This window comes from Pseudomonas sp. NFACC45, from assembly GCF_900113505.1.
GTDB classification, from domain to species: domain Bacteria; phylum Pseudomonadota; class Gammaproteobacteria; order Pseudomonadales; family Pseudomonadaceae; genus Aquipseudomonas; species Aquipseudomonas tehranensis.
The window spans coordinates 36,829-63,115 of sequence record NZ_FOPO01000018.1 but is presented as its reverse complement, the minus strand read 5'-3'; the positions used below and the strand labels follow the sequence as shown (position 1 = coordinate 63,115).

At 60.5% G+C, this 26,287-nt stretch carries 25 protein-coding genes; 10 read left to right on the top strand and 15 right to left on the bottom strand.

All coding sequences use genetic code 11. From position 1 onward, the window contains the following. Positions 1-402: 402 nt before the first annotated feature. The 6 genes from msrQ to BM132_RS26785 all read right to left on the bottom strand — a co-directional run bounded on the left by msrQ (position 403) and on the right by BM132_RS26785 (position 6,381). Positions 403-1,023: a protein-methionine-sulfoxide reductase heme-binding subunit MsrQ gene (msrQ, locus tag BM132_RS26810; protein WP_092459875.1), complete on the bottom strand. Its 621-nt coding sequence runs from the start codon at positions 1,021-1,023 to the stop codon at positions 403-405. Further along, positions 1,023-2,036 (bottom strand): protein-methionine-sulfoxide reductase catalytic subunit MsrP, encoded by a 1,014-nt coding sequence (gene msrP / locus BM132_RS26805; RefSeq protein ID WP_092459873.1) that lies wholly within the window; start codon positions 2,034-2,036, stop codon positions 1,023-1,025. The genes msrQ and msrP overlap by 1 nt, the downstream gene beginning before the upstream one ends. 63 nt (positions 2,037-2,099) lie before the next feature. Continuing rightward, entirely contained in the window at positions 2,100-2,957 is an 858-nt protein-coding gene (gene pssA / locus BM132_RS26800; RefSeq protein WP_076386334.1) for a CDP-diacylglycerol--serine O-phosphatidyltransferase, read from the bottom strand. Positions 2,958-3,100: 143 nt separating this feature from the next. Further along, positions 3,101-4,117, bottom strand: coding sequence for a ketol-acid reductoisomerase (gene ilvC / locus BM132_RS26795; RefSeq protein ID WP_003228216.1), 1,017 nt, complete (start codon positions 4,115-4,117; stop codon positions 3,101-3,103). Positions 4,118-4,162: 45 nt separating this feature from the next. After that, positions 4,163-4,654, bottom strand: a complete 492-nt coding sequence (gene ilvN / locus BM132_RS26790; RefSeq protein ID WP_003205610.1) for an acetolactate synthase small subunit — start codon at positions 4,652-4,654, stop codon at positions 4,163-4,165. 2 nt (positions 4,655-4,656) lie between these two features. After that, the gene (locus tag BM132_RS26785) at positions 4,657-6,381 is read right to left on the bottom strand and encodes an acetolactate synthase 3 large subunit (protein WP_047229879.1); all 1,725 of its coding nucleotides are present in this window, start codon (positions 6,379-6,381) and stop codon (positions 4,657-4,659) included. A gap of 400 nt (positions 6,382-6,781) precedes the next feature. Here BM132_RS26785 and BM132_RS26780 point away from each other — a divergent pair, with 400 nt between their 5' ends. Next, positions 6,782-7,204 (top strand): DUF4124 domain-containing protein, encoded by a 423-nt coding sequence (locus BM132_RS26780; RefSeq protein ID WP_371264165.1) that lies wholly within the window; start codon positions 6,782-6,784, stop codon positions 7,202-7,204. Positions 7,205-7,211: 7 nt separating this feature from the next. Here BM132_RS26780 and BM132_RS26775 read toward each other — a convergent pair whose 3' ends face one another. From BM132_RS26775 to mrcB, 3 genes are read right to left on the bottom strand one after another with little or no spacing between them, the layout of a single operon-like run. Further along, positions 7,212-7,541, bottom strand: a complete 330-nt coding sequence (locus BM132_RS26775) for a YqcC family protein (RefSeq protein ID WP_092403051.1) — start codon at positions 7,539-7,541, stop codon at positions 7,212-7,214. Beyond that, positions 7,541-8,266, bottom strand: coding sequence for a tetratricopeptide repeat protein (locus tag BM132_RS26770; RefSeq protein ID WP_092459871.1), 726 nt, complete (start codon positions 8,264-8,266; stop codon positions 7,541-7,543). The genes BM132_RS26775 and BM132_RS26770 overlap by 1 nt, the downstream gene beginning before the upstream one ends. Before the next feature lie 16 nt (positions 8,267-8,282). Continuing rightward, positions 8,283-10,601 carry a penicillin-binding protein 1B gene (mrcB, locus tag BM132_RS26765; protein WP_047229834.1) on the bottom strand — a complete coding sequence of 773 codons (2,319 nt, stop codon included), beginning with the start codon at positions 10,599-10,601 and terminating at the stop codon, positions 8,283-8,285. Positions 10,602-10,727: 126 nt separating this feature from the next. Between mrcB and BM132_RS26760 the strand changes: the two genes are divergently transcribed. The 3 genes from BM132_RS26760 (at position 10,728) to BM132_RS26750 (ending at position 13,199) form a co-directional block, all read left to right on the top strand. Then, complete coding sequence (locus BM132_RS26760) at positions 10,728-12,284, top strand: bifunctional aminoglycoside phosphotransferase/ATP-binding protein (RefSeq protein WP_092459868.1); 1,557 nt, start codon at positions 10,728-10,730, stop codon at positions 12,282-12,284. A gap of 91 nt (positions 12,285-12,375) precedes the next feature. After that, the gene (locus BM132_RS26755) at positions 12,376-12,717 is read left to right on the top strand and encodes a pentapeptide repeat-containing protein (protein WP_092459866.1); all 342 of its coding nucleotides are present in this window, start codon (positions 12,376-12,378) and stop codon (positions 12,715-12,717) included. Between the two features lie 209 nt (positions 12,718-12,926). Continuing rightward, entirely contained in the window at positions 12,927-13,199 is a 273-nt protein-coding gene (locus BM132_RS26750; RefSeq protein WP_047229837.1) for a TfoX/Sxy family protein, read from the top strand. 340 nt (positions 13,200-13,539) lie between these two features. On the opposite strand, the gene BM132_RS26745 is transcribed toward BM132_RS26750, so the two are convergent. The 4 genes from BM132_RS26745 to BM132_RS26730 are packed head-to-tail and all read right to left on the bottom strand — an operon-like array spanning position 13,540 to position 17,092. Beyond that, positions 13,540-14,391: a ChaN family lipoprotein gene (locus BM132_RS26745; protein WP_092459864.1), complete on the bottom strand. Its 852-nt coding sequence runs from the start codon at positions 14,389-14,391 to the stop codon at positions 13,540-13,542. Between the two features lie 21 nt (positions 14,392-14,412). Next, positions 14,413-15,180, bottom strand: a complete 768-nt coding sequence (locus tag BM132_RS26740; protein ID WP_092403041.1) for a heme ABC transporter ATP-binding protein — start codon at positions 15,178-15,180, stop codon at positions 14,413-14,415. Further along, positions 15,180-16,163, bottom strand: coding sequence for a FecCD family ABC transporter permease (locus BM132_RS26735; protein WP_177218224.1), 984 nt, complete (start codon positions 16,161-16,163; stop codon positions 15,180-15,182). The genes BM132_RS26740 and BM132_RS26735 overlap by 1 nt, the downstream gene beginning before the upstream one ends. Positions 16,164-16,213: 50 nt before the next feature. Then, a complete protein-coding gene (locus tag BM132_RS26730) occupies positions 16,214-17,092 on the bottom strand; it encodes a heme/hemin ABC transporter substrate-binding protein (protein WP_092459860.1) in 879 nt (292 codons plus the stop codon). A gap of 258 nt (positions 17,093-17,350) precedes the next feature. Between BM132_RS26730 and BM132_RS26725 the strand changes: the two genes are divergently transcribed. Beyond that, complete coding sequence (locus BM132_RS26725; RefSeq protein WP_092459858.1) at positions 17,351-17,668, top strand: Rieske (2Fe-2S) protein; 318 nt, start codon at positions 17,351-17,353, stop codon at positions 17,666-17,668. Here the strand turns inward: BM132_RS26725 and sfsA are convergent. Beyond that, entirely contained in the window at positions 17,624-18,379 is a 756-nt protein-coding gene (gene sfsA / locus BM132_RS26720) for a DNA/RNA nuclease SfsA (protein ID WP_092459856.1), read from the bottom strand. The genes BM132_RS26725 and sfsA overlap by 45 nt on opposite strands. Next, the gene (locus tag BM132_RS26715) at positions 18,379-19,551 is read right to left on the bottom strand and encodes a pyridoxal phosphate-dependent aminotransferase (protein WP_092403031.1); all 1,173 of its coding nucleotides are present in this window, start codon (positions 19,549-19,551) and stop codon (positions 18,379-18,381) included. The genes sfsA and BM132_RS26715 overlap by 1 nt, the downstream gene beginning before the upstream one ends. Before the next feature lie 342 nt (positions 19,552-19,893). On the opposite strand from BM132_RS26715, the gene dksA reads away from it, so the two are divergent. The 5 genes from dksA to BM132_RS26690 all read left to right on the top strand — a co-directional run bounded on the left by dksA (position 19,894) and on the right by BM132_RS26690 (position 26,103). Further along, a complete protein-coding gene (gene dksA, locus BM132_RS26710) occupies positions 19,894-20,337 on the top strand; it encodes an RNA polymerase-binding protein DksA (protein ID WP_018609331.1) in 444 nt (147 codons plus the stop codon). A 230-nt stretch (positions 20,338-20,567) separates the two neighbouring features. Continuing rightward, on the top strand, positions 20,568-21,458 hold the full coding sequence (gluQRS, locus tag BM132_RS26705) for a tRNA glutamyl-Q(34) synthetase GluQRS (protein WP_092459854.1): 891 nt from the start codon (positions 20,568-20,570) through the stop codon (positions 21,456-21,458). Positions 21,459-21,535: 77 nt separating this feature from the next. Beyond that, entirely contained in the window at positions 21,536-21,712 is a 177-nt protein-coding gene (locus tag BM132_RS26700; RefSeq protein ID WP_003176118.1) for a hypothetical protein, read from the top strand. Further along, a complete protein-coding gene (locus BM132_RS26695; protein WP_160893587.1) occupies positions 21,696-24,650 on the top strand; it encodes a sensor histidine kinase in 2,955 nt (984 codons plus the stop codon). Before BM132_RS26700 ends, BM132_RS26695 begins: the two co-directional genes overlap by 17 nt. A 22-nt stretch (positions 24,651-24,672) precedes the next feature. After that, positions 24,673-26,103 carry a sigma-54-dependent transcriptional regulator gene (locus tag BM132_RS26690; protein ID WP_047229846.1) on the top strand — a complete coding sequence of 477 codons (1,431 nt, stop codon included), beginning with the start codon at positions 24,673-24,675 and terminating at the stop codon, positions 26,101-26,103. Positions 26,104-26,287 lie beyond the last annotated feature (184 nt).

The window sequence follows — 26,287 nt, the reverse complement described above, 5'->3', positions numbered from 1 at the left end:
TTAAAGAGCGGTGGGTTGAGCCTTTCGTCTCAACCGAGGCGCGCATTCTACAGCGCCCGGTGTATCTGTCAAGCGGTTATTTTAAGAAGTTTTCAAAGTTTCGCTTAAGAAACATCAACAACTTCAACCACTTGCGCTTCCGATCTCTCGTTAGCGGGAGGCGAATTCTACAGCGTTACTCGCTGCTGTCAACACCTCTTTTTGACCGCTTTCGATCGAGAAGATCGAATCGCTAATGGAGCCAGGAAAACCGCCCCACCAACTACTTCCCAAGCTTCGATGACCTGAAGCCCTGCACCCTCGAAACTTACTTAACTCATTGAAACTCAAGGAGTTTTCCGTTTCGACTGCGCCGGAAGTGGGGCGAATTATAGACGTCTAGGATTTGCCGTCAAGCGTTAATTACGCTTTTGTTGCAGAAGGTGCCTTGCGCCCCATTAGGCGCGGAATCCGACGCATAACCGGCGGAAATCTCAACATCAGCAACACGGCCCCTATAGAAGCATAAATCGACCACTCCTTAAGATCCGCCCGCACAATCCACAACATATGCAGCAATCCAAGGCCCAAGATTGGATAAACCAAGCGATGCAGTTTTTTCCAGCGCGTGCCCAGTCGCCGCTGACTGTAGCGATTGGAAGTAATCGCCAGCGCCAAGAGGCCCAGAAACCCAAGCGCCCCAACGATAATATAAGGTCGCTTGCTCAATTCGACGCCCAGTTGCGACCAATCGAACCCCAGGATGAACGCCGTATACCCACTCAGATGCAATACCACGTAAGCAAAACACCACAATCCCAGCTGACGCCTGACCGCGATCCACCCTGCCCACCCCGTGAGTTTCTGCAACGGCGTCATGCTCAAGGTGATCAACAACAAAATAAGCGTGCCCAACCCGAGCCGATCCACCAGCACCTTGCCCGGGTCAGGTCCCAACTTATTCATCAACGCTTCGTAGAGCCAGAGCAACGGCCAAACCGCCGCAGCAACAAAGACGCCGATTCGCCAGACTGGAAAGCGCATCAATAGTCCTTCCTCAAGTCCATCCCTGCATATAAAGAAGCGACTTCATCCTGATAGCCGTTGAACATCAACGTATCGCGCACGTTAGGACTGAACAGCCCGCTCGGCAGACGGCGCTCCCGTGCCTGGGTCCAACGCGGGTGATCGACCGTCGGATTGACGTTGGCGTAAAAGCCGTACTCGTCGGACGCAATGCTCTGCCAGGTCGTCTTGGGCTGCTCGCTGACCAGACTGATGCGCACAATGGATTTCACACTTTTGAAACCGTACTTCCACGGCACCACCAAGCGCAACGGTGCGCCGTTCTGGTTCGGCAACTCTCGCCCATACATCCCAACCGCCATGATTGCCAGCGGGTTCATCGCCTCATCCAGTCGCAAGCCTTCAACATAGGGCCAGTCAATCAAAGCAAACCCAGAGCGTTGCCCAGGCATGGTCTTGGGATCCTGCAGGGTTTCGAAACGAATGTACTTGGCCCTGGAGGTCGGCTCGACCTGCTTGAGCAATGCGGAAATGGGAAAGCCGATCCACGGAATAACCATGGACCAAGCCTCCACGCACCGCAGGCGATAGATTCGCTCCTCCAACTGATATGGTTTCATGAAGTCTTCCAAAGCATAGCGCCCCGGCTTGCCCACTTCCCCGTCGATCACCACGCTCCAAGGCTCGGTTTTCAAGGATCCGGCATTGGCCGCCGGGTCCCCTTTGCCGGTTCCGAACTCATAGAAATTGTTGTAATGGGTGGCGTCTTTAAAAGGCGTGATGGACTCATCCTTGACCGTAACCGCGCCCCATTGGGTGGACGGCAGCTTCTCGGCAAACCAGGACGGCGCCTTGCCGGGCTCCACATCCGCATAACGCGCAACATCGGCAGCACTGGCCCAACGCGGAAGACCGCTGACGGCAAGCCCCGCCATGGTGGCTCCCAGCATTTGGCGACGGGATAGATAGAGGGATTCTGGCGTGACGTCCGACTCAAGGCAGTCGGACGACTTGGGGATCTTGATCAGCATGACAACTCCGCAGCATTGGAGGGCAGATGCACCAATAGACTGCGGAGTATGAGGGAAATTACATCACTCGGCTTTTTTGTGGCGGCGCAGGCGCAACAGGTATTGAACCGGACCGGAGGCGGCATAGGCGAGGAACACCAGCAACAAGATGCGTGGCGGATCACTGAAGACCACCGCGAACACCAGCACCACTGCCAGAATCGCTACGAACGGCACCCGCCCTTTGAGATCCAGCTCCTTGAAGCTGTTGTACTTGATGTTGCTGACCATCAGCATACCGGCCGCTGCTACCAGCAGCGCCACAAGGAACGACATCTTCGATCCCTGGATACCGTAGTCGCTGAAAGCCCAGACCACACCGGCTACGACACCCGCCGCGGCAGGACTCGCCAAGCCGATGAAGTAGCGTTTGTCAGCCGTACCGACCTGGGTGTTGAAACGTGCCAGACGCAACGCAGCACCGGCAACATAGATGAAGGCGACCATCCAGCCGACCTTGCCCATGTCCCCCAGCGCCCAACCGAACGCCAGCAAGGCCGGGGCCACGCCGAAAGCGACCATGTCCGACAGCGAATCGTACTCGGCACCGAACGCGCTCTGGGTATTGGTCATGCGGGCCACGCGCCCGTCCAGGCCATCAAGCACCATGGCGACAAAGATCGCGATGGCAGCGAAGGCAAAGTAACGACTCGCCCCGGCGCTATCGCCGGCGCTCAAGGCCGCTTGGGCGCTCATGGAGCTGATGATGGAATAGAAACCGGCGAACAGGTTCGCGGTGGTGAACAGATTCGGCAGCAGATAGATGCCACGGTGCCGGACCTTACGGCCTTCAGCGTCATGTCCTTCTTCGACGTGCTCATCGATGGGCAGCAGGCTTTCGGCGTCAGGAGCCTGGTTGGGCTCGTCGGGGCGTTCGCTCATGGACAGTACCTTGCAACGGTGTGAAAAATTCGACAGGTGTCTGGGACGAGGGTTCGGCCGCAAACGATGCAGCTTTATACCAGAAGCCACCGCCCAAACGAAAAAACGCGGCCAGGGCCGCGTTTTCCGATCAAGCTCGCGACTTAGTTCTTGGCTTTGTCGACGATCTTGTTGGCACCGATCCACGGCATCATCGAGCGCAGCTGCTCGCCAATGATTTCGATACCGTGGGCGGCGTTGTTGCGACGCTTGGCGGTCATCGAAGGATAGCCGGTAGCGCCTTCGCTGATGAACATCTTGGCGTATTCGCCGTCCTGAATACGTTTCAGGGCGTTACGCATGGCCTGGCGGGACTCGGCGTTGATCACTTCCGGACCCGTCACGTACTCGCCGTATTCAGCGTTGTTGGAGATCGAGTAGTTCATGTTGGCGATACCGCCTTCGTACATGAGGTCAACGATCAGCTTCAGTTCGTGCAGGCATTCGAAGTAGGCCATTTCCGGCGCGTAGCCAGCTTCAACCAGGGTTTCGAAACCGGCCTTGACCAGCTCGACAGTACCGCCGCACAGAACGGCTTGTTCGCCGAACAGGTCGGTTTCGGTTTCGTCCTTGAAGGTGGTTTCGATGATGCCGGTACGCCCGCCGCCAACACCGGCAGCGTAGGACAGAGCGACGTTCTTGGCGTTGCCGGAAGCGTCCTGGTAGATCGCGATCAGGTCAGGGATACCACCGCCCTTCACGAATTCGGAACGAACGGTGTGGCCCGGGGCCTTCGGCGCGATCATGATCACGTCGAGATCGGCGCGTGGCACGACCTGGTTGTAGTGAATCGCGAAACCGTGGGAGAAGGCCAGGGTGGCGCCTTTCTTGATGTTCGGTTCGATTTCATTCTTGTACAGCGAAGACTGGAACTCGTCCGGGGTCAGGATCATGACCAGGTCGGCAGCCGCAACAGCGGAAGCAACGTCGGTCACTTTCAGGCCGTGAGCTTCGGCTTTGGCAACAGTCGCCGAACCTTTACGCAGACCAACAGTAACGTCAACGCCGGAGTCTTTCAGGTTGCACGCTTGAGCGTGGCCCTGGGAGCCGTAACCGATGATGGCGACTTTCTTGCCCTGGATGATCGACAGGTCGCAGTCTTTATCGTAGAAAACTTTCATGAATTACCCCTATATCCGGCCATTCAGGCCATTCGCTAATTTGGTTTAGATGCTCAGCACTTTGTCGCCACGGGCAATCCCGGTGACGCCACTGCGTACGGTTTCCAGAATCGAGGCAGTGCCGATCGATTGAATGAAGCTGTCGAGCTTGTCGCTGGTACCGGTCAACTGAACGGTATAGACGCTGGCGCTGACATCGACGATCTGCCCACGATAAATATCGGTAGTGCGTTTGATCTCGGCGCGCTGGGCACCGGTGGCCTTGACCTTGACCAGCATCAGCTCGCGCTCGATGTGAGCGCTTTCCGACAGGTCCACCAGCTTGACCACCTCGATCAGCTTGTTCAGGTTCTTGGTGATCTGCTCGATGATTTCATCGTGCCCCACAGTGGTCAGCGTCAGACGCGACAGGGTCGGGTCTTCGGTTGGCGCCACGGTCAGGCTTTCGATGTTGTAGTTGCGCTGCGAAAACAGGCCCACTACGCGAGACAGAGCACCCGGTTCGTTTTCCAGAAGCAGGGAAATAATATGTCGCATGATTAGGTACGCTCCGTCTTGCTCAGCCACATATCGCGCATGGAGCCGTCTTTGATCTGCATCGGGTAGACGTGCTCGCTGGTATCGACCTTGATATCGAGGAACACCAGGCGATCCTTCATGGCGAAAGCTTCTTCGAGCCCGGACTTCAAGTCCTTCAGGTCAGTGATGCGGATGCCCACGTGACCATAGGCTTCGACCAGCTTGACGAAGTCCGGCAGCGACTCCATGTAGGAGTGCGAGTGACGGCTGCCGTAGCTCATGTCCTGCCACTGGCGAACCATGCCCAGTACGCCGTTGTTCAGGTTGACGATTTTCACCGGCAAACCGTACTGCAGACAGGTCGACAGCTCCTGGATGTTCATCTGGATACTGCCCTCGCCCGTGACACAGGCGACGTCGCTATCCGGAAAGCTCAACTTGACGCCCATGGCCGCCGGGAAACCGAAGCCCATGGTGCCCAGGCCACCAGAGTTGATCCAGCGGTTGGGCTTGTTGAACTTGTAGTACTGCGCGGCGAACATCTGGTGCTGGCCCACGTCGGAGGTCACAAAGGCATCGCCCTTGGTCACTTCGCACAGGGTTTCGATCACGGTCTGCGGCTTGATGACGCTGCCGTCGCCCTTGTCGTAAGGGAACAGGCCACGATCACCGCGCCACTCATCGACCTGCTTCCACCAACTGGCCACGGACTCCTTGTTCGGAGCCTCGCCGATTTCCTTGAGGATGGCGACCATTTCGCTCAGCACGCTCTCCACAGGACCGACAATCGGCACGTCTGCCTTGATGGTCTTGGAGATGGACGCCGGGTCGATGTCGATATGGATGATCTTGGCATTCGGGCAGAATTTCGCCGGGCCGTTGATGACACGGTCGTCAAAACGCGCGCCGACCGCCAGAATCACATCGGCATGGTGCATCGCCAGGTTGGCGGTGTAGCTGCCGTGCATGCCGAGCATGCCGATGAACTGACGATCAGTGCCCGGGTAGGCGCCCAAACCCATCAGCGTATTGGTGACCGGCAGGTTAAGCATTTTCGCCAGTTCGGTCAGCGGCGCGGAGCCACCACCGAGGATAACGCCACCACCTGAGTACAGCACCGGACGCTTGGCCGCCAGCAGCATTTCGGCTGCCTTGCGGATTTGCCCGGAGTGACCGCGCACAGCCGGGCTGTAGGAACGCAGCTTGGCTTTCTTGGGGAAAATGTATTCGAACTTCTCGGCCGGGTTGGTCATGTCTTTCGGGACATCGACCACAACCGGGCCCGGACGACCGGATTCAGCCAGGTAGAAAGCCTTCTTCATGACCTCCGGGATCTCCGAAGCGTGCTTGATCATGAAGCTGTGCTTCACGATCGGCCGGGAAATACCGATCATGTCGGTTTCCTGGAACGCGTCGGTGCCGACCATGGTGCTGGGCACCTGACCGGAGATGATCACCATCGGGATGGAGTCCATGTACGCCGTGGCGATACCGGTGATGGCGTTCGTGGCGCCAGGGCCGGAAGTCACCAGGACCACACCGGCTTTACCGGTGGCACGGGCATAACCGTCAGCCATATGGGTCGCCGCTTGCTCATGACGAACCAGGATGTGGGTCACTTCCGGTTCTTTGAACAGGGCATCATAGACATGAAGAAGAGCACCACCGGGGTACCCGTAGATATATTTGACGCCTTCGTCACGCAAAAAGCGGACGAGCATCTCACCGCCAGATAAAAGCTCCACGTTGTTCACCTCTAAAACGCCAGAATACCGGCCCACACAAAGGGACGGGTCTTAATAGGTTTACTTCTCGGCAGAGCATGAGCGACGGTGGTCGCCGACTACGTCAGCACTGACTGAGCAAGTATTGGGATCGTCCCAAGTGTTGCGGGCCTTTCCCACCCAGCGCGAGGTAACGCGTTGCGGGTGTAACAGGTCGGCGCGGATGTGCGCCTCATGATCTGCCGAGTGGGCCTGCTTCTGGCAGTCCCTCTACAGCGGACTTTGGATTCTTCTGTTTCGCCCTCTGCAAGTCAAGCCGTCAATGCGCTTTATTCGAAGTAAGCGCATGAGAACGCAAGAAAAAACCTTTAAACAGCAACTGTGTTAGCTTCAATTGCGCAACCCACGACAAGGAAACAGCATGCGAATGTTCTTCTTGACGGCCAGCCTGCTGGTTGGCCTGAGCCCGATGTGCATGGCCGGTCAGGTCTATAAATGGGTGGATGCCCAAGGGGTTACCCACTTTGGCTCTCAGCCACCGCCGGGAGGACAGGCCACGACGGTGATCAAGCCCTCCCCTTCCGCCGCCAAGCCAGCAGCCCCCCCGCCTGCCGGGGTCATTGGCGACCAGAAGGCGATTGACCAACAGGTCAAGCAACAGATTGCCGAGCAGCAAGCCCAGCTCAAGGCCTTCTGCGAACAGACTCGGACCAATCTGGCGCAACTGCAGAACAACCCGAGGGTACGCGAGGATGTGGAAGGGGAAATGCGCCGCCTCACAGAAGAGGAGCGGCGCCAGCGCATCGACGAAACCCGTAAGCAGATCGAGGAGCACTGCCAATAAATGGCAGTCAGTTGACGTCGCTGATCAATTGGTCGAACTGCGCCAACAGTCGCTGCAACTCGATACCCTGCCCCGGCCGCTGGGCATAGACCATTTCAGCCATCGCCAGGATGCCGGAGGCGTTGGGCAGCGGCAGGTCATTTTCCAGGATGGCTTTCATGCGTGGCAGGAAAATCCATTGCAGCCATTGCTCGAAGTCCAGCGTGTCGACCGCGAACGGCTCGACACTGGCCAACGCCTCGGCTGACGGCGAAACGCTGCTCCACCAGCCCTGGACCCGCAACTCCCGCTCAATCAGCAGCAACTGATCGGCGATCTTGGGAAAACGCGTATCCATCAGAGCGAAACCTTGGCCTTCTGACGGGCCAATGCCGCGCCGGCGGAGTCGCCTTGTTTCTCACGGGCCTGAGCGATCAATTCCCACAGGCTGGCCTGAAGCGCAGGACGACCGTTGGCGAATGTCAGGCCACGGCGGGCCAGCTGCTCGGCTTGCGGCGCATCGCCCTGGGCCATGCGTACCTGGGCCAGGCGATAGAGAACCTGGGGCTCGCGCGGCGCAACACGCTGGGCTCGCTCCAGGCTGGAGGACGCACCATTGAGATCACCACCGGCCTGTTGCTGTTGAGCGGTGGTGAGCAATGCCAGTACTGGACCGTCCAATTGTTCATCTGCGGACAGACCTCCCGAGCTGGTCGAGGGAATGCTGCTTGGCGCAGAAGGCATGCTGTAGCTGCCCTGGTCGATCGGTGAGGTATCGATAGGTCCTGGCGTAATCGGCCCCGGCGTGATCGGTGTGCTGCTGATCGGCGCCGACGTCGTGGCGCCGCCACCGGGCACCATCACCACGACACCGGTATCGCCCTGGGGAATCGCCTGGACCTGTCCCTGTCCCTGTACCGGCCGCTGCACCGTCGTTTGACGGAAACCGCCATTGGCCGAGACCCGCTCGCTATTGGAAACGGCAGTGCCGGAATCGACAACCGGAATCGACCCGCGCTGTACGGTAGAGCAACCGCTGAGCAATGCCACGGCCGTTACCGCTGGAATCAACCACTTGTTCACTTGAAACCCTCTTTGCTTAATTCATCCAGTCCTTGACCCAATCCATGACCGATTCGGCGGGATTTGGAATGCCACAGGCTGCACCGGGTGGTGGTTCGCTGCCGCGAATATACGGCATCTGCACCGCGCCCGGGCAACTGGCGTCGGAGCCTTGGCCGGTGCGCGAATCCACCCAGGCCTGAACGATATTGTCTGGTTGCGGCATGTCCAGCGGCAACGGATCGGCCTTGCGCATGAAACTGGTCCAGACCTGCAATGCACCGGTGGCGCCAGTGAACGGGGTCTTGCCATTGTCGTCACGGCCGAGCCAGACCACCGCCAGCAGATCCTGGCTGAAACCGGCAAACCAGCTGTCGCGCGAGTCGTTGCTGGTACCGGTCTTGCCCGCCAGGGTCAGGTTACGCGGTAGTACGTTATAAACCGAACTGCCAGTGCCTTCACGCATGACCCGTTGCATGGCGCTCTGGATCAGATAAATGGACGCTGGATCAAAACGCTGCTGGATCTGGAACGGATAGCGCTTGAGCGGCTCGCCGTCGGCGGTCAGCACGCTGCGAATGCCGCGCATCGGCGTATTGAAACCGCCGTTGGCCAGCGTCTGATACATGGCTGCCACTTCAATCGGCGTGAGACCACCGGCCCCCAGCAGCATCGATGGGAATGCCGGGAATTCGCGACTGACACCCAGGCGGGCCAGGGTTTTGAGGACGTTCGGCACGCCGATTTCAAGCCCGAGGCGAGCCGTCGACAGGTTGTAGGAATGCGCAAGGCCCTGGTACAGGAACACCGTACCGTGGGACCGGCGATCATAATTCTGCGGTTTCCACACCTGGCCATCCGCGCCCTTGACCGAGAACGCCTCGTCGGACAACCAACTGGTCAAGGTGTACTGGCTCGGCTTTTCCAGGGCGGTGAGGTAGACCGCCGGCTTGATCAGGGAGCCGATCGGGCGGACCGCATCGAGCGCCCGGTTGAAACCGGCAAAACTGGCCTGCCGACTGCCGATCATGGCCTGGACTTCCCCCGTTTCCGGGTTGGTCACCACCATCGCGGCTTCCACTTCATCAGAGCCCTTGCGCCCGGCCAGTCGCTTGAAGGTGTCATTGACCGATGCTTCGGCCTTCATCTGCAGGATCGGGTCGAAACTGGTGAAGATCCGCAGGCCTTCTTCGGTCAAGTCTTCATCGCGGTAGTCTTCACGCAGTTGACGCTTGACCAGGTCCATGAAACCCGGAAACGAGCTGTCTGCCAGACTGCCGCGCTTGGTCACGCCCAAAGGCATCTTCTTTGCTGCTTCGACTTGCTCGGCCGTCGCCACGCCTTGCTGTTGCAGCAAGTCGAGTACCAGATTGCGCCGCTCGAGGGCGCGCTCCGGATTACGCCGCGGGTTGTAGGAGGAAGGCCCTTTCACCATCCCCACCAGCAACGCCACCTGATGCAGTTTGAGCTCGGACAGCGGCTGGCTGAAGAAGAACTGGCTGGCCAGGCCGAAACCGTGAACCGCTCGCTGACCGTCCTGGCCGACGAAGACTTCGTTGAGATACGCCTCGAGAATCTCTCGCTTGTCGTAGTGCAGCTCCAACAACAGCGCCATCATGGCTTCGGTAAGCTTGCGGCTGAGGCTGCGCTCGTTGGTCAAATAGAAGTTCTTGACCAATTGCTGGGTCAGGGTACTGCCGCCCTGGCGCATACGGCCCGAGGATGTGTTGACCCAAATGGCTCGGGCAATCGACTTGGGCGAAACGCCGAAGTGATGATAGAAGTCGCGGTCCTCGACAGCGATCAGCGTATCGAGCAGGAACGGCGGCACCTGGTCGATCTTGATCAGGATCCGGTCTTCAAGGTTCTTGGGGTACAGGCCACCGATCAGCAGCGGTTCAAGGCGCACCACTGACAGCTTCGCATTGTTGGCACCGGTCAGCGCAGCGACGTAGTCGCCGGAGAAACGCACTCGCACCGCCTGCGCCTGCTCCATGCCCTCATAAAATTGGAAACCGCGGGTATTGAGGTCGACGGTATTGCCATTGACGGACGCAGCACCCGGGCCATTGGCAACGCTTTCACGGCGATAGCCCAGGGCATCGAGCTCGGTCAGGAAATCGTCCCGACTCAGCTTTTGTCCGACGAACAGCTCCAGGGGCCTGGCGTAGACCTTGGCCGGGATGGTCCAGCGCTTGCCGGAGAACTTCTCCTGGACCACGGCATCGAGATAGACCGCAAAGCCAGCGAGCACGACGAGGCCCACCAGGCTGAGTTTAAGGGCCCAGCCCAGCCAGGGCCGCAGGCGACTGGCGGGTGGTTTCTTGGGGGTACGGGGGGATCGGGTACGAGTCATGGCGGCGGATTATACGCACTTTGCCGCGGTTCAACATGACCACACAACGGGCCCTCCTGTTTGCGTTAACGCGGCTTGCCGCCATAATGACGGCCTTGAATTTTCCCAGTCTCTGAAGGATCGCCCGTGAGCCAGTCCCTGATCGCTGCCCTGCAAAACCCGGCCCTCTATCCGCATCCCGTCGAAGGGTTCCAGGTCATCGAGACCCACATTTCCTGGGTATTGCTCACTGGGCCATATGCCTACAAATTCAAAAAACCGGTCAATTTCGGCTTCCTTGATTTCACCAGCCTCGAGGCACGCAAGCATTTCTGCGGGGAAGAACTGCGCTTGAACCAGCGCCTGACCCAGGATCTGTACCTGGAAGTCATGCCGATTACCGGCACCGAGCAAGCGCCACAATTGGGTGGCGAAGGCCCGGCCATCGAATACGCCCTGAAGATGCGTCAGTTTCCCCAGAGCCAACTGCTCAGCACGCTACAGGCCAATGGTGAACTGACCACTGCGCACGTCGACGAAATGGCCGCGCAGATCGCCCGCTTCCATCTCTCCACGCCCACAGTGCCTGCCGAAAACGCCGCCGGCACCCCCGACAGCGTCATGGCGCCGGTGCGGCAGAACTTCGAACAGATTCGTCCGTTCCTCAGTGACAAGGCTGACCTGTTGCAGCTCGAAGCCCTGCAAGCCTGGGCCGAAAGCAGCTTCGAACGCCTCAAACCGCTGTTCAGTCAACGCAAAACCGAAGGTTTCATCCGCGAATGCCACGGTGACATCCACTTGGGCAACGCCACGGTGATCGATGGCAAGGTCGTGATTTTCGACTGCATCGAGTTCAACGAGCCCTTCCGCTTCACCGATGTCTATGCCGACACCGCTTTCCTGGCCATGGATCTGGAAGACCGGGGTCTGAAGTCCTTGGCGCGACGTTTCGTCAGCCAATACCTGGAGCTGACCGGCGACTATCAGGGGCTGGAGCTGCTGAACTTCTACAAAGCCTACCGCGCCCTGGTCCGCGCCAAGGTCGCGCTGTTCAGCATGCCGGCCGAAGCCGACCCAGTGCAGCGCGCCACAACCCTGCGTCAATACCGCAACTACGCGAACCTGGCCGAAAGCTACAGCACCATTCCCTCGCGCTTTCTGGCTATCACCCACGGCGTTTCGGCCGTTGGCAAAAGCCATGTCGCGATGCGCCTGGTGGAAGCCCTGGGCGCCATTCGCTTGCGCTCGGACGTTGAGCGCAAGCGTCTGTTTGGTGAGCAGCAAGTGCCCAATGATCCACAAGCTGGCATCTATAGCAGCGACGCCAGCGATGCCACTTATGCCCGCTTGCATGAAATCGCTGGTGTCATCCTGCATGCCGGGTTCCCAGCAGTGATCGACGCCACGTACCTCAAACACGATCAGCGCGATGCGGCGGCGAAAGTTGCCGAGGCCACCGGCGCTCCGTTCCTGATCCTCGATTGCAACGCGCCACAAGCGGTTATCGAAAGCAGACTTGCGCAACGTCAGGCCGATCAAACAGATCCCTCCGACGCAAATCTGGCCGTTATCGCCGCCCAACAGGCCAGCCGCGAAGCACTCACCCCGGCGGAAATCCTCTGCAGTAAACGGGTCCAAACCAATGAAAGCGGCACGCTCGACATCGTGGTCGCGCAGATTCGTCAACGCTTGCCAGGCTTGTAAAAAACTATTTCGGCCGTGGAGTCTGCGCACCCTTCACGGCCGCCAAACAGTGGCACTATACTGGCGTCATAAAACCAACAGGTGATATGAAATGAGCCACCCCAAGCCTCTTAGTACCCCGCTTTATGCTTTGCTTCGCAAGGACGACATTGCCGGTTTCAACAGCGAACGCCCTCAAGGGCCGGTCGATTTGAGTGGCGGCGACTTTCGCGGCCTGGACCTGCGCGAGCTCAATGCCGACGACGTGGATTTCACCGACGCTTACTTTCGCTCCGCGGATTTGCGCGGTATCGATTTTCGCAAGTCTTCCCTGGAAGGTGCCAGCCTGGCCCATGCGCAGATCTCAGGCGCCTATTTCCCCGCGGAGCTGTCTGCCGACGAGATTCTGATGTCGATGAACTTCGGCACCCGGCTGCGCTACCGCACCCGCTGAATCGGGCCGAATCTACCGTAGCCCCATTGATCTCCAGCGCCCCTGCCTGCGCTGGACGACGCATCCTGCCGCGCCTCCCCACCCTATCGTGCGTAATGCATTAGAAGCTTTTGCTTCAAATCCCACCAAAGAATCACGTTTTTCCTACTGACCGCTACACTGCTGAGAAGCTTGCCCACTGCACCAATCGGCCGTCGCAAGGAGGCTCGATGAATGATGAACTGCAACACCTGAAGAACCTGGGCAAGACATCCGCCCAGTGGCTGCATGCCGTGGGCATCCACAGCGCCTCGGATCTGCGCCGCCTCGGAGCGGTTGATGCCTATCGCGCGGTACGCACCCGCGGGTTCCGGGCTTCGAAGGTGTTGCTCTATGCCATTGAGGGCGCATTGATGGATGTGCACTGGAATGACATCCCCGCCGAACGCAAGGAAGCCTTGAACAAGCAGTTGGACGCTGTTTCGACGCGTCACAAAGCCTGACCATTCTCCTTGTTTGTCGCCACACGGCCTTCGCGTGAAAGTTATTTAGGCAAATTCCCAAAACAACGTTTGACATGGTAATGAGAATCGCTATGATTAGCGCATCCGGTCGCGAGACTGGTCGATATTTGAAAAGCCCTTGGTTCGGACTCTCAGATATCTCCTCATCAGGCTAATCACGGTTATTTGACCCGACTTTTGTCGGGTCTTTTTTTGTCTGAAAGAATGCACCCTTCTCCACATCGCCCCCTGTAGGAGCTGTCGAGTGCAACGAGGCTGCGATCTTTCCCAGACCTGACTCTCAAGCGAAAGATCAAAAGATCGCAGGCTTCGTCAGCGCCTACGGGGCTCGCATGTGTTCGCGCATCTGGGCACAGTAATCCTGCGGCGGCGTAGCCTTGGTGTACCACACGTAATCTGCCATGGCCGATGAAACCTCGCTGCCCTCCTCGGCCAGCATCAGCACGATCGGTGCCTCACTGGCCCCCAAATCCAGCACATGCAGCGGCACCCCGACGTCCTTTCGGCCATGCCAGGCACCGGCGAACAACAATGCAGGTGACGGCGCATCCAGCAGACGTTCGGCCATGCGTCGGTCACGTTGTTGCTGGACGGCCAGCATCGCCGGCATCTGTGATTCGGGCAGCAGGCCGCAATGGGATTGGCGGATCTGCTCCAGCAACTGATCCTTCACCCCGACTGCATTCGCACGGGCGCCTCGCAAGTCCGGTGCTTGCCGGTAGACGCGCTGGATCTCGGCGGCGTCCAGATTGGCGGCCAACAATGGATAGCGTTGCGCCAAAGCGAACTCGACGACCGGCCCATACAGGCTCCAGTCCCATCCCGGCGACCAATCCAGGGCTGCGGGCAGATCAGCGGGCAAGGCAGGTAACTGGCGGACCGCGTCAACCCGAGGCTGCTGGAGGGGCGTCAACATTTCCAGCAGAAGGCTGCCTTGGGTCCGTTGCGCGGCCAGGGCCTGAAGCAGCCATAGCTGCAGCGCGTGGTGATCGCGATTATCGTGCTGCTCGCCCACCACCACTCGCGGCGCCCGTGCCAGGCGCTCGATCAACGCTTGAGGCGTGACGGCCCGGCCATTGTGCAAATCAAGGATCTGCCCGTCGACCGGTGGCGGCGCGACACTCTGACACGCCGTCAGCACACTCAATGCCAGAATCAGGATCAGGCGCACGTCTACATCCTCAGGCAACCCTCAGCGGGCGATGATCAATGGATGTCCGCGCTCCGGGTGGGGTTGCACCAGCACTTCCAGGCCAAACACCGCTTTGAGCGGTTCCGGGCGCAGCACTTGCTGCGGCGTGTCCAGGGCCACCGGCCGGCCAGACGCGAGCAACAACAGGCGATCACAATAACGCGCCGCCAGGTTCAGGTCATGCAGGATCACCAATATAGCCGCGCCGCGATCGGCAAACTCACGCACCGCTTGCAGGATGGTGTGCTGGTGCAGTGGATCGAGCATTGAGGTCGGCTCGTCCAGCAGCAGGGTCTGCCCCGCTTCCCCTGGCCACAACTGTGCCAAGACCCGTGCCAGGTGCACCCGCTGACGCTCGCCTCCCGACAGCGCCAGGTAACTGCGGCCCTGCAGATGCGCCGCGTCTGCAGCGTGCAACGCCAAGGCAACAATTTGCTCGTCACGCACTCGACCACTCTGATGAGGCAGGCGCCCCATGCCGACTACTTCTTCGACGCGGAAGGCAAAATCCAGGGTCGATGACTGCGGCAATACCGCCAGGCAACGGGCACGCTCGGCCCCCTCCCACTGGGACAAAGGCCGATCATCGAGCCAGACCTGCCCCTGCGCGGGAGGCAATTGACCGCACAGCCCCGCCAGCAAAGTACTTTTACCTGCACCGTTGGGCCCGAGCACGCCCAGCACCTGGCCGGGATGAAGCTCAAGATTGATATCAGCCAACACGGTCTTGCGACCCCGCTGGATGTGCAAGTTCTGCGCTCGTAACATCAGGCGCGCCCTCGCAGCAATAAATAGAGGAAGAACGGCGCCCCGATGAATGCCGTGACGATACCGATCGGCAGCTCCGCCGGTGCCAGCGCCAGACGCGCCACCAGGTCGGCGAACAGCAGCAGGCTCGCCCCCGCCAGCACCGAAGCCGGCAACAGAACTCGATGATCGGGGCCGGCCATCAACCGTACCAGATGCGGTACCACCAGCCCGACAAACCCGATCATGCCCGCCGCTGCCACTGCCGCGCCAACCCCCAGGGCCGTGCAAAACACCAATTCACGCTTGAGCCCTTCGACATCAACGCCCAAATGGGCAGCTTCGGACTCACCCAGCAACAGAGCATTGAGCACCCGGGCCCGTCGTGGCAGCCAGAGTGCTACGCCAACGCTGACCAGCAACAGCGGCCACAACCGCGCATAACTGGCGCCATTCAGGCTCCCCAGGTTCCAGAACGTCAAGGTACGCAGGGTTGCGTCGTCCGCCAGATAAGTGAACAGGCCCACCGCCGAACCGGACAGCGCGGTCAGGGCGATACCGGCCAGGAGCATGGTCGCGACATGGGTCTGGCCGTTGCGCCGGCCGAGGCGATAAACCAATGCCGTGACCCCAAGCCCGCCGAGAAACGCACACAACGACAACACATAGGGACCGAACGCTTCGGGCAAGCCGCCCAGCGCCGAGCCGCCAACAATGGCGAACGCCGCGCCCAGCGCCGCACCGCTGGACACTCCCACCAGTCCCGGGTCGGCCAACGGGTTGCGGAACAGCCCCTGCATCGCCACCCCGGATAATGCCAATACCCCGCCCACCGCCAACCCCAGCAACGTGCGCGGCAGACGGATCTGACCGAGGATCAGTTCGGCCTGCTCCAGACCCTCGGCGGCCACTGGCAAGCCCATCAGACGCAACGCGGCGCGCAAGGTATCAAACAGGGGCAAACTCACCGGCCCCAGCGCCAGGGACAGCCAGATCGCCAGCAGACACAACACTCCGAGGCCAATGAACAAGGTGCGCGGCTTGACCAACGGGGTCATGGTGCCTTGGCCGGCTCGGCTGGGTAAAAACCGTTCGTCAGCTTCACCAGACTTTGCGGCAAGCGCGGACCCAGTCCGCCGACCAACAGCGTCGGGTCAAGCTCGATAACGCGCCCGGCCCTGGCGGCGCGGGTGGAGGAGAGAATCGGGTTTTCCCGGAACAACGCCGCACGTGCTTCCTCGCCACTTAACGCGCGATCAGCGAACACCAGGACTTCGGGATTCAGGCCGGCCAAAGTCTCCACCGAAAATGACTTGTAACCTTTGTGTGTCGCCAGGTTGTGACCACCGGCCTGCTGCACCAGCCAATCGGCGGAGGTGCCTAGGCCTGCGACCATCGGCTTGCCGCCGGCGCTCCCGATCAGCAGCAACACCCCGGGGGCCTTTTGCTTGAGCTGGATTTTACTCACCCGAGCTTTTTGTTGGCTGAGCTGCTGTTGATAACGGTCGAACAACTGCGCGGCTTGGTCCTCGGCGCCCAGCAGTTGACCCAGGTGTCGCAGATTGCCCTGGAGAGTCGGCAGGTCCGGCGTGGCCGAGAACAGTTCAACCTGTACCCCGGCGCTGCGGATCTGCGACAGCACCGGTGGTGGCCCCATTTCTTCGGTGCCTACGAGGATCTGCGGACGCAGGCTCAATATCCCCTCGGCCGACAGCTGTCGCTGATAACCGATACTGGGCAAGCCTCGCAAGGCTTCGGGATGCTGGCTGGTGGTGTCCACGCCCACCAGTTTCGACTCACCGCCCAGCGCGCTGACCCATTCGGACACTGCCCCGCCGGCACTGACCCAGCGCTGCGGCAATTGAGCCGCCACCAAGCCCTGGCTGGCCAACATGACGACACAGAGCGTGACAACACGGATATTCAGGCGCATCGGGCTGCTTCCTCGAAGAAATATTCACAGGGCCGGGCATGAACCCCTCAGGCAAAGTATCCTCAGCCCCCTGCGAAGGAGGCGCCATTTGATAATTGTTTTCATTTGACCGTCAAGCATGAACCTTTTGGTGTGACCTCTGTGGAAGCGAGCCTCCTCGCGATAGCGGTGTGTCGACTACATTGCTGCTCACTGATTGCTATCGCGAGCAGGCTCGCTCCCACATAAACTCGATCACTCATAACCATAGAGACCCACATGAAGTTTCTTTGTACCGGCGCCGAATTGCCCGACAACAGCAGTCGCGGTTTCGACATCAATGGGCGCAGGTTGCTGGCCGTGCGTCGCACAGGCCAGGTTTATGTTTATCTCAACCGCTGCCCGCACCGTGGTGTGCCGCTGGAATGGCGGCCCGACGAGTTTCTCGACGCCAGTGCCAGCCTGATCCAGTGCGCCACCCATGGCGCACTGTTCCTGATCGAAAACGGTGAGTGCGTGGCTGGTCCCTGCGCCGGACAGTTCCTGGCTGCGTTAGACAGTCGGGAGGACCAGCAGGGGATCTGGGCTGAGCTGTAGCGGTTCGAGCAACACCGGCAACGGGCGGTCCACCCACATCTGCTCGGGCGTCAGCGTCACCCCGTAGGCCAGCACTTCCACACCCGCGGCCACAGCGTCGCGCAAGGCCGCCGCGTACACCGGATCGATTTCCTGTGCCGGACGCACTGCGTCAACCCCGCTCAGGTTGACGCAATACAACTGCACCGCCCGCACGCCGTCCCGGGCCAAGTGAGCGAGTTCGCGCAGATGCCTGGCTCCCCGCTGGGTCACCGCATCGGGAAACGCCGCCACGCAGGTACCGTCAAAACCCAACGTGACACTTTTGACTTCGACCCAGGCGCAGCCTTCGTCATAGTCCAGTCGAAAATCGATACGACTGTTTTCCTGACCGTAGGCCACTTCACGCTTGAGCCCGGTAAAACCGTTCAGCTCGCTGATGACCCCGGCCCGTAGGGCCTCCTCGATTAACGGGTTGGCTCGCGCGGTATTGATGCAGGCCAACCGCCCCTGGGGGGTCTCGCCTATTTCCCAGGTGCCGGGCAATTTGCGCTTGGGGTCGCTGGAACGACTGAACCAGACTCGCGCACCTTCGGCCATGCAATTGAGCATCGACCCGGTGTTGGGGCAGTGAATCGTCAGCAGTTCGCCATGAACGGTCTCGATATCGGCAAGAAAACGCTTATAACGTCGAATCAGCCGACCTTCTTCCAGCGCAGGTGAAAAAAGCATCAGCCTTGCCAACTCCGCAGTCCGCGCTCGATTCGCTCCACCGCTTCCTGGAGCCGCGGCAGGCTCTGGGTGTAGGCGAAACGCACATGGTGCCCAGCCTGATGGCGGCCGAAATCCAGCCCGGGCGTGAACGCCACATGTTCGGTTTCCAGAAAGTGCTGGCAGAACGCAAAAGCATCGCCGCCGAATGCACGAATGTCGGCATACAGGTAAAACGCGCCTTCTGGCTCCACCGCAATGCCGAAACCCAACTCACGCAAGGCCGGCAGCAGAAAGTCGCGCCGCAGCGCGAACTCGGCACGACGCTGCTCGAATATCTCGATTGTCGCCGGTTCGAAACAGGCCAACGCCGCGTACTGGGCCATGCTCGGCGCACTGATGTAGAGGTTCTGCGCCAGCTTTTCCAGCTCACCGACAGCCGCCGAAGGGGCCACCAACCAACCCAGCCGCCAGCCGGTCATGCCGAAATACTTGGAAAAACTATTAAGGACGAAAGCTTCGTCATCGACTTCCAGCACGCTCGCGGCGTCGGTGCCATAAGTCAGGCCATGATAGATCTCATCTACCACCAGGTGACCGTTGTGGCCCTTGATTGCCTTGGACAGACCGGCCAGTTCGTCCCGGCTGAGAATCGTCCCGGTCGGGTTGGCCGGCGACGCGACCAGCGCCCCCACGCTGTTCTGGTCCCAGTAGCGGTTCACCAGGTCCGGGGTCAGTTGATAGCGAACGTCCGGGCCGACCGGCACCAATTGAGCCGCACCCTCCACCAGCCGCAGGAAGTGGCGATTGCAGGGGTAACCGGGATCCGCCAACAGCCAGTGCTTGCCCGGGTCCACCAGCAACGCGCTGGTCAGCAGCAACGCGCCGGATCCGCCAGGCGTGACCAGGATGCGCCGTGGGTCTATGTCCACACCGTAGCGCTGCCCATAGAAACCGGCGATGGCTTCGCGCAGCTCGGGGATGCCACGGGCCGCCGTGTAACGGGTCTTTCCCGCCGCCAGCGCGGCCTGGCCGGCCTGGATGATCGGCTCAGCCGTGGTGAAGTCCGGCTCGCCGATCTCCAAATGGATGACATCGTGCCCGGCGGCCTGCAGCTCATTGGCACGGGCCAGGAGCGCCATCACATGGAAAGGTTCGATGGCGCGGCTACGCGCACTGTAGGGCTGAGCCATTAGCCTTCCTTCTGGTAAAAAAGAACCGATTCTACCTAACTCTCCGGCCAACCCAGAAACAACTGCGCAAGCGAGCACGAACTCAGGGTTCGGCTGCCTGCAGCAAATGTCTCCTGCGATTGGCCCAGGCTTGACTAGAATCAAGCATTGAGCAGGTTTGTCACTCCACCGGACTGAACTTGACCACGCTTTGCAAGCCCCGGCCACCGCAGGCTCGACAACCGGGAGTAGCGCGGCCCGATTTGATCTGGTAAGTTCGCCCGCTTGCAGCCGCAGGGCCGGCAGGTGTCGGTGATGGAGCAATCCTGCGTAGTGGATTACAAGAGTAGAGGCGGTCCATTCATGCCCACCCAAGCAAAGCAGAATCAAAATCAGTCGCTCAGCGGGTTTGAGCCGTACGTCCCGCAAGCTGGCGAAGAGTACATGGGCGCCCCCATGCGCGCGCACTTCACCAAGATCCTGAACAAGTGGAAACAGGACTTGATGCAGGAAGTCGACCGCACCGTGGATCACATGAAAGACGACGCGGCGAACTTCCCCGACCCGGCCGACCGGGCCAGTCAGGAAGAAGAATTCAGCCTCGAACTGCGCGCCCGCGACCGTGAGCGCAAGCTCATCAAGAAAATCGACAAGACGTTGCAGCTGATCGAAGATGAAGAATACGGTTGGTGCGAGTCCTGCGGCGTCGAGATCGGCGTCAAGCGGCTGGAAGCACGTCCGACCGCCGACATGTGTGTCGACTGCAAGACCCTGGCGGAAATCAAGGAAAAACAGGTCGGCAAGTAATTGCCTGGGCTGTAACAAAAACGGAGCGTTCACACGCTCCGTTTTTTGTTTCTGAAACTTCCCACTCACCCGGTTCCCTTGTGGGAGCGAGCCTGCTCGCGATAGCGGTGGGTCAGCCACATCAATGCCCACTGATAAGACGCTATCGCGAGCAGGCTCGCTCCCACAGAGGGGTGGCTTCGTCAGCAGGATATGTATTCCAATAGCCCGGACCCAGTACCATTCGCCTTATGACCGCCACTGCCCCCTACATCGGCCGCTTCGCCCCCACGCCCAGTGGCCATCTGCACTTCGGCTCGCTGGTCGCCGCGCTGGCGTCCTATCTGGATGCCCGGGCCGCCGGCGGGCGCTGGTTGCTGCGCATGGAGGACCTTGACCCACCACGGGAAGAGCCTGGCGCACAAGCGGCCATTTTGCAGGCGCTGCAAAGCTACGGGTTTGAATGGGACGGCGAGATGGTCCGCCAGAGTGAACGCCATGAGGCCTACGACCAGGTCATCAATCGCCTGCTCAGCCAGGGTCTGGCCTATGCCTGCACCTGCTCGCGCAAACAACTGGAGCCGTACCAGGGCATTTATCCAGGCCTGTGCCGCAACGCCGGACACGACATCAAAGACGCGGCCATCCGCCTGCGCGTTCCTGAGCTGGCGTATCACTTCAGCGACCGCGTACAAGGCCAGTTCCGTCAACACCTGGGCCGTGAAGTCGGCGATTTCGTGATTCGCCGTCGCGACGGACTCTATGCTTATCAACTGGCGGTGGTGCTGGACGACGCCTGGCAGGGGGTCACCGATATCGTGCGCGGCGCCGACCTGCTGGACTCCACGCCACGTCAGCTGTACCTGCAAGAGCTGCTTGGCTTGCCACAACCGCGCTACCTGCATGTGCCGCTGATCACCCAGCCGGACGGGCATAAACTCGGCAAGTCCTATCGTTCGCCACCGCTGGCGGCCGATCAGGCCACGCCAATGTTGTTGCGGGCACTGCGCGCGCTGGGCCAACAGCCGGGCCCCGAACAGGTCGACGCCAGCCCCCGGGACCTGCTGGACTGGGGCATTCGCCATTGGGATGCCGGGAAGATCCCGCGCACGTTGACCCTGCCAGAGGCGCAAATACGTTGACGGCGCTTGCAGCTTGGCCGCCATCCGTTACCATCGCCGCACGTTTTCGGGCACGCGTTTAAAAAAGAGAGGCCGGGATGTACATCTATCGCTTGGTCCTGCTCCTGGTAGTGGGGATTTATCTGTTCTCCCCGGCCATCATGGATTGGTGGATAGACGCCACGGGTGCCTGGTATCGGCCCTATCTGCTTTGGCTGATCCTGATCGTCGTGACCTTCATCCTGCAGAGCCAAAAAGATGCCGATGAGCTTTAGCCTGACCCAGATGATCCTGATCAGCGCCGCCTACCTGGCAGTGCTGTTCGGCGTCGCCTGGATCAGCGAACGGGGCATGATCCCCCGGGCGATCATCCGCCACCCGTTGACTTACACCCTGTCGCTGGGCGTCTACGCCAGCGCATGGGCGTTCTATGGCACGGTCGGACTGGCCTATCAGTACGGCTACGGTTTTCTGTCCAGTTACCTGGGTGTATCGGGGGCATTCCTGCTGGCGCCGGTGTTGCTCTACCCGATCCTGAAAATCACCCGCACCTACCAGCTATCATCCCTGGCCGACCTGTTCGCCTTTCGCTTTCGCAGCACCTGGGCCGGCGCGCTGACCACGATTTTCATGCTGGTGGGCGTACTGCCGTTGCTGGCCCTGCAGATCCAGGCGGTGGCCGACTCCATCAGCATCCTCACCCGCGAACCGGTGCAGCACCGGGTCGCACTGAGTTTCTGCGCGCTGATCATTCTCTTCACGATTTTCTTCGGTTCCCGCCATATCGCCACCCGGGAGAAACACGAAGGCCTGGTGTTCGCCATCGCCTTCGAATCGGTGATCAAACTGATCGCCATCGGCGGCGTCGGCCTCTATGCCCTGTACGGCGTCTTCGATGGCCCGCAACAACTGGAGCTGTGGCTGCTGCAGAACCAGACCGCCCTCGCCGCCCTGCACACACCTCTGCAGGAAGGCCCGTGGCGCACGCTGTTGCTGGTGTTCTTCGCCTCAGCGATCGTCATGCCGCACATGTACCACATGACCTTTACCGAAAACCTCAACCCGCGCTCGCTGGTGAGCGCGAGTTGGGGGCTGCCGCTCTTCCTGCTGCTGATGAGCCTGGCGGTGCCACTGATCCTTTGGGCCGGACTGAAGCTGGGCGCCAGCACCAACCCTGAGTATTTCACCCTCGGCATCGGCATCGCCGCCAACAGCAAGGCCCTGGCATTGCTGGCCTACATCGGTGGCCTGTCGGCGGCCAGTGGCCTGATTATCGTCACCACGCTGGCACTGTCGGGCATGGCCCTCAACCATCTGGTGCTGCCGCTCTACCAGCCGCCGGCCGAGGGCAATATCTACCGCTGGCTGAAATGGACCCGCCGGGCACTGATCGTCGCCATCATCATGGCCGGCTACGGCTTTTACCTGATGCTGGGAGACGGACAGGACCTGGCCAACCTCGGCATTGTCGCGTTCGTCGCCACCTTGCAGTTTCTTCCCGGCGTACTGTCGGTGCTGTATTGGCCAACTGCCAACCGCCGTGGCTTTATCGCCGGTCTGCTCGCGGGGATTCTGGTGTGGCTGGTCGCCATGCTGTTGCCACTGCTGGGCAACATGCAGGGCTTCTATATCCCATTGCTGAACATGATCTACGTGCTCGACGACACCAGTTGGCACATGGCGGCCATCGCCTCGCTGGCGGCGAACGTGCTGATGTTCACCCTGATTTCACTGTTCACCAACGCCAGCAGCGAAGAGGCCAGCGCCGCCGAAGCCTGCGCGGTGGACAATGTCCGCCGCCCCCAGCGTCGGGAACTGCACGCCGCCTCGCCCCAGGAGTTCGCCACGCAACTGGCCAAGCCCCTGGGCGCCAAGGCCGCGCAAAAAGAAGTCGAGCAGGCGCTGCGCGACCTCTACCTGCCCTTCGATGAACGCCGTCCGTATGCCTTGCGTCGCCTGCGGGACCGGATCGAAGCCAACCTGTCCGGCCTGATGGGCCCCAGCGTGGCCCAGGACATGGTCGAGACGTTCCTGCCCTACAAGGCCGGCGGCGAGAACTATGTCACTGAAGACATCCACTTCATCGAGAGCCGTCTGGAAGACTACCACTCGCGCCTCACCGGCCTGGCCGCCGAACTCGACGCCTTGCGCCGCTACCACCGCCAGACGCTGCAGGAACTGCCGATGGGCGTGTGCTCCCTGGCCAAGGACCAGGAAATCCTGATGTGGAACAAGGCCATGGAAGAACTGACCGGAATCGCCGCCCAGCGTGTGGTCGGTTCGCGCCTGAGTACCTTGAGTGAGCCGTGGAAAGGCCTGCTTCAAGGCTTCATCGACCTGCCGGATGAGCATTTGCATAAGCAGCACCTGGCCCTTGACGGCCAGACGCGCTGGTTGAACCTGCACAAGGCGGCGATCGACGAGCCGCTGGCGCCGGGTAACAGTGGCCTGGTGTTGCTGGTGGAAGACCTCACCGATACTCAGATGCTCGAAGACAAGCTGGTCCACTCCGAACGGCTGGCAAGCATCGGTCGGCTGGCCGCCGGGGTCGCCCACGAAATCGGCAACCCGATCACCGGCATCGCCTGCCTGGCGCAAAACCTGCGCGAAGAGCGCGAGGACGACGGCGAACTGACGGAAATCAGCGGTCAGATCCTCGAACAGACCAAGCGTGTGTCGCGTATCGTCCAGTCGCTGATGAGCTTCGCCCATGCCGGCGGCCACCAGCACAACGATGAGCCCGTCTGTCTGGCCGAAGTGGCCCAGGACGCCATTGGTCTGCTGGCCCTTAACCGGCGCAATTTCGAGGTGCAATTCTTCAACCTGTGTGACCCGGACCATTGGGTCGACGGCGACCCCCAGCGGCTCGCCCAGGTACTGATCAACCTGCTGTCCAACGCCCGCGACGCCTCACCTGCGGGCAGCGCGGTGCGGGTCAAGAGCGAAGCCAGCGAGCACACGATCGACCTGATCGTCGAAGACGAAGGCAGCGGTATCCCACAGAACATCATGGACCGATTGTTCGAACCTTTCTTCACCACCAAGGACCCGGGCGAAGGCACCGGTCTGGGCCTTGCACTGGTCTATTCCATCGTTGAAGAGCATTATGGACAAATCACCATCGACAGCCCGGCCGATGTACAAAGCCAACGCGGCACCCGTATACGGGTGACCTTGCCGCGTCATGTCGAAGCGACGTCCGCTGTGAACTGAGACCGTCGAGAGAATCGAATCAATGCCGCACATTTTGATCGTCGAAGACGAAACAATTATCCGCTCCGCCTTGCGCCGCCTGCTGGAACGCAATCAGTACCAGGTCAGCGAAGCCGGTTCAGTGCAGGAAGCACAAGAACGTTTCAGCATCCCAACGTTTGACCTGATCGTCAGCGACCTGCGCTTGCCAGGCGCCCCCGGCACCGAACTGATCAAGCTCGGCCAGGGCACGCCGGTGCTGATCATGACCAGTTACGCCAGCCTGCGCTCGGCGGTAGACTCCATGAAAATGGGCGCAGTGGACTACATCGCCAAGCCGTTTGACCACGACGAGATGCTCCAGGCCGTGGCCCGCATCCTGCGCGATCGACAGACGGCGGCCAGCCATGCGCCGGAACCCGCGAGCAAGGCGACAGCCTCCGCCAAAGGTGGTGCCGGCAACCATAACGGCGAAATCGGCATCATCGGCTCCTGCCCGCCCATGCAGGACTTGTACAGCAAGATCCGCAAAGTGGCGCCCACCGACTCCAATGTCCTGGTCCAGGGCGAATCCGGCACCGGCAAGGAACTGGTCGCCCGAGCGCTGCATAACCTGTCCCGACGGGCCAAGGCCCCGATGATTTCGGTGAACTGCGCGGCGATTCCGGAAAGCCTGATCGAGTCCGAACTTTTCGGTCACGAAAAGGGCGCGTTCACCGGTGCCAGCGCCGGGCGCGCCGGGCTGGTGGAAGCGGCGGACGGCGGGACGCTGTTCCTCGATGAAATCGGTGAACTGCCCCTTGAAGCCCAGGCACGTTTGCTGCGGGTGCTTCAGGAAGGCGAGATCCGGCGGGTCGGGTCGGTGCAGTCGCAGAAAGTCGACGTGCGCCTGATCGCGGCCACGCACCGCGATCTCAAGAGCCTGGCGAAGATCGGCCAGTTCCGTGAAGACCTGTATTACCGTTTGCACGTCATCGCCTTGAAGTTGCCGGCCCTGCGCGAGCGTGGCGCTGACGTCAACGAAATCGCCAATGCTTTCCTTGCCCGCCAGAGCGCGCGGGTCAACCGCACCGATCTCAAGTTCGCCCCGGACGCTGAACAGGCCATTCGTCACTACGCCTGGCCGGGTAACGTTCGAGAGCTGGAAAACGCGGTAGAGCGAGCAGTGATCCTGTGCGAGAGCCCGGAGATCTCGGCCGACCTGCTGGGCATCGACATCGAGCTCAGTGACCTGGACGATGACGAGTTCATCGGCCTGGCCCCGCAACAGGGTGGCGCCAACAACTCCAGTCACGAGCCTACCGAAGACTTGTCCCTGGAAGATTACTTCCAGCATTTTGTCCTCGAACACCAGGACCACATGACTGAGACCGAACTGGCGCGCAAGCTGGGGGTTAGCCGCAAATGCCTGTGGGAACGCCGCCAGCGTCTGGGTATCCCACGCCGCAAGACCGGGGTCGCCAGCGAAAGCTGAGGTGCGCGGGTAACACCGCCCAATGTGAAAAAACTGTTACCTCAGCTTTTTCACGTAACAGAAGCCGGGGTTTACGGTAACGAAACCCCGGCTTTTTTTCGCCCCGAAAAAACCAGCAACCCCACCATTCCCCCGGTTTTGCTGGGCTTCGCAAAAGTTGGCACGCACCCTGCTATAGCTTTGG

Coding starts and splice junctions, on each gene's coding strand:
- BM132_RS26700 (WP_003176118.1), top strand. CDS start 21,536: ATGTACATCTATCGCTTGGTCCTGCTCCTGGTAGTGGGGATTTATCTG.
- BM132_RS26775 (WP_092403051.1), bottom strand. CDS start 7,541: ATGGATACGCGTTTTCCCAAGATCGCCGATCAGTTGCTGCTGATTGAG.
- mrcB (WP_047229834.1), bottom strand. CDS start 10,601: ATGACTCGTACCCGATCCCCCCGTACCCCCAAGAAACCACCCGCCAGT.
- BM132_RS26780 (WP_371264165.1), top strand. CDS start 6,782: ATGCGAATGTTCTTCTTGACGGCCAGCCTGCTGGTTGGCCTGAGCCCG.
- msrP (WP_092459873.1), bottom strand. CDS start 2,036: ATGCTGATCAAGATCCCCAAGTCGTCCGACTGCCTTGAGTCGGACGTC.
- BM132_RS26695 (WP_160893587.1), top strand. CDS start 21,696: ATGCCGATGAGCTTTAGCCTGACCCAGATGATCCTGATCAGCGCCGCC.
- ilvC (WP_003228216.1), bottom strand. CDS start 4,117: ATGAAAGTTTTCTACGATAAAGACTGCGACCTGTCGATCATCCAGGGC.
- pssA (WP_076386334.1), bottom strand. CDS start 2,957: ATGAGCGAACGCCCCGACGAGCCCAACCAGGCTCCTGACGCCGAAAGC.
- BM132_RS26730 (WP_092459860.1), bottom strand. CDS start 17,092: ATGCGCCTGAATATCCGTGTTGTCACGCTCTGTGTCGTCATGTTGGCC.
- ilvN (WP_003205610.1), bottom strand. CDS start 4,654: ATGCGACATATTATTTCCCTGCTTCTGGAAAACGAACCGGGTGCTCTG.
- BM132_RS26740 (WP_092403041.1), bottom strand. CDS start 15,180: ATGTTACGAGCGCAGAACTTGCACATCCAGCGGGGTCGCAAGACCGTG.
- msrQ (WP_092459875.1), bottom strand. CDS start 1,023: ATGCGCTTTCCAGTCTGGCGAATCGGCGTCTTTGTTGCTGCGGCGGTT.
- dksA (WP_018609331.1), top strand. CDS start 19,894: ATGCCCACCCAAGCAAAGCAGAATCAAAATCAGTCGCTCAGCGGGTTT.
- gluQRS (WP_092459854.1), top strand. CDS start 20,568: ATGACCGCCACTGCCCCCTACATCGGCCGCTTCGCCCCCACGCCCAGT.
- BM132_RS26755 (WP_092459866.1), top strand. CDS start 12,376: ATGAGCCACCCCAAGCCTCTTAGTACCCCGCTTTATGCTTTGCTTCGC.
- BM132_RS26750 (WP_047229837.1), top strand. CDS start 12,927: ATGAATGATGAACTGCAACACCTGAAGAACCTGGGCAAGACATCCGCC.
- BM132_RS26725 (WP_092459858.1), top strand. CDS start 17,351: ATGAAGTTTCTTTGTACCGGCGCCGAATTGCCCGACAACAGCAGTCGC.
- BM132_RS26715 (WP_092403031.1), bottom strand. CDS start 19,551: ATGGCTCAGCCCTACAGTGCGCGTAGCCGCGCCATCGAACCTTTCCAT.
- sfsA (WP_092459856.1), bottom strand. CDS start 18,379: ATGCTTTTTTCACCTGCGCTGGAAGAAGGTCGGCTGATTCGACGTTAT.
- BM132_RS26690 (WP_047229846.1), top strand. CDS start 24,673: ATGCCGCACATTTTGATCGTCGAAGACGAAACAATTATCCGCTCCGCC.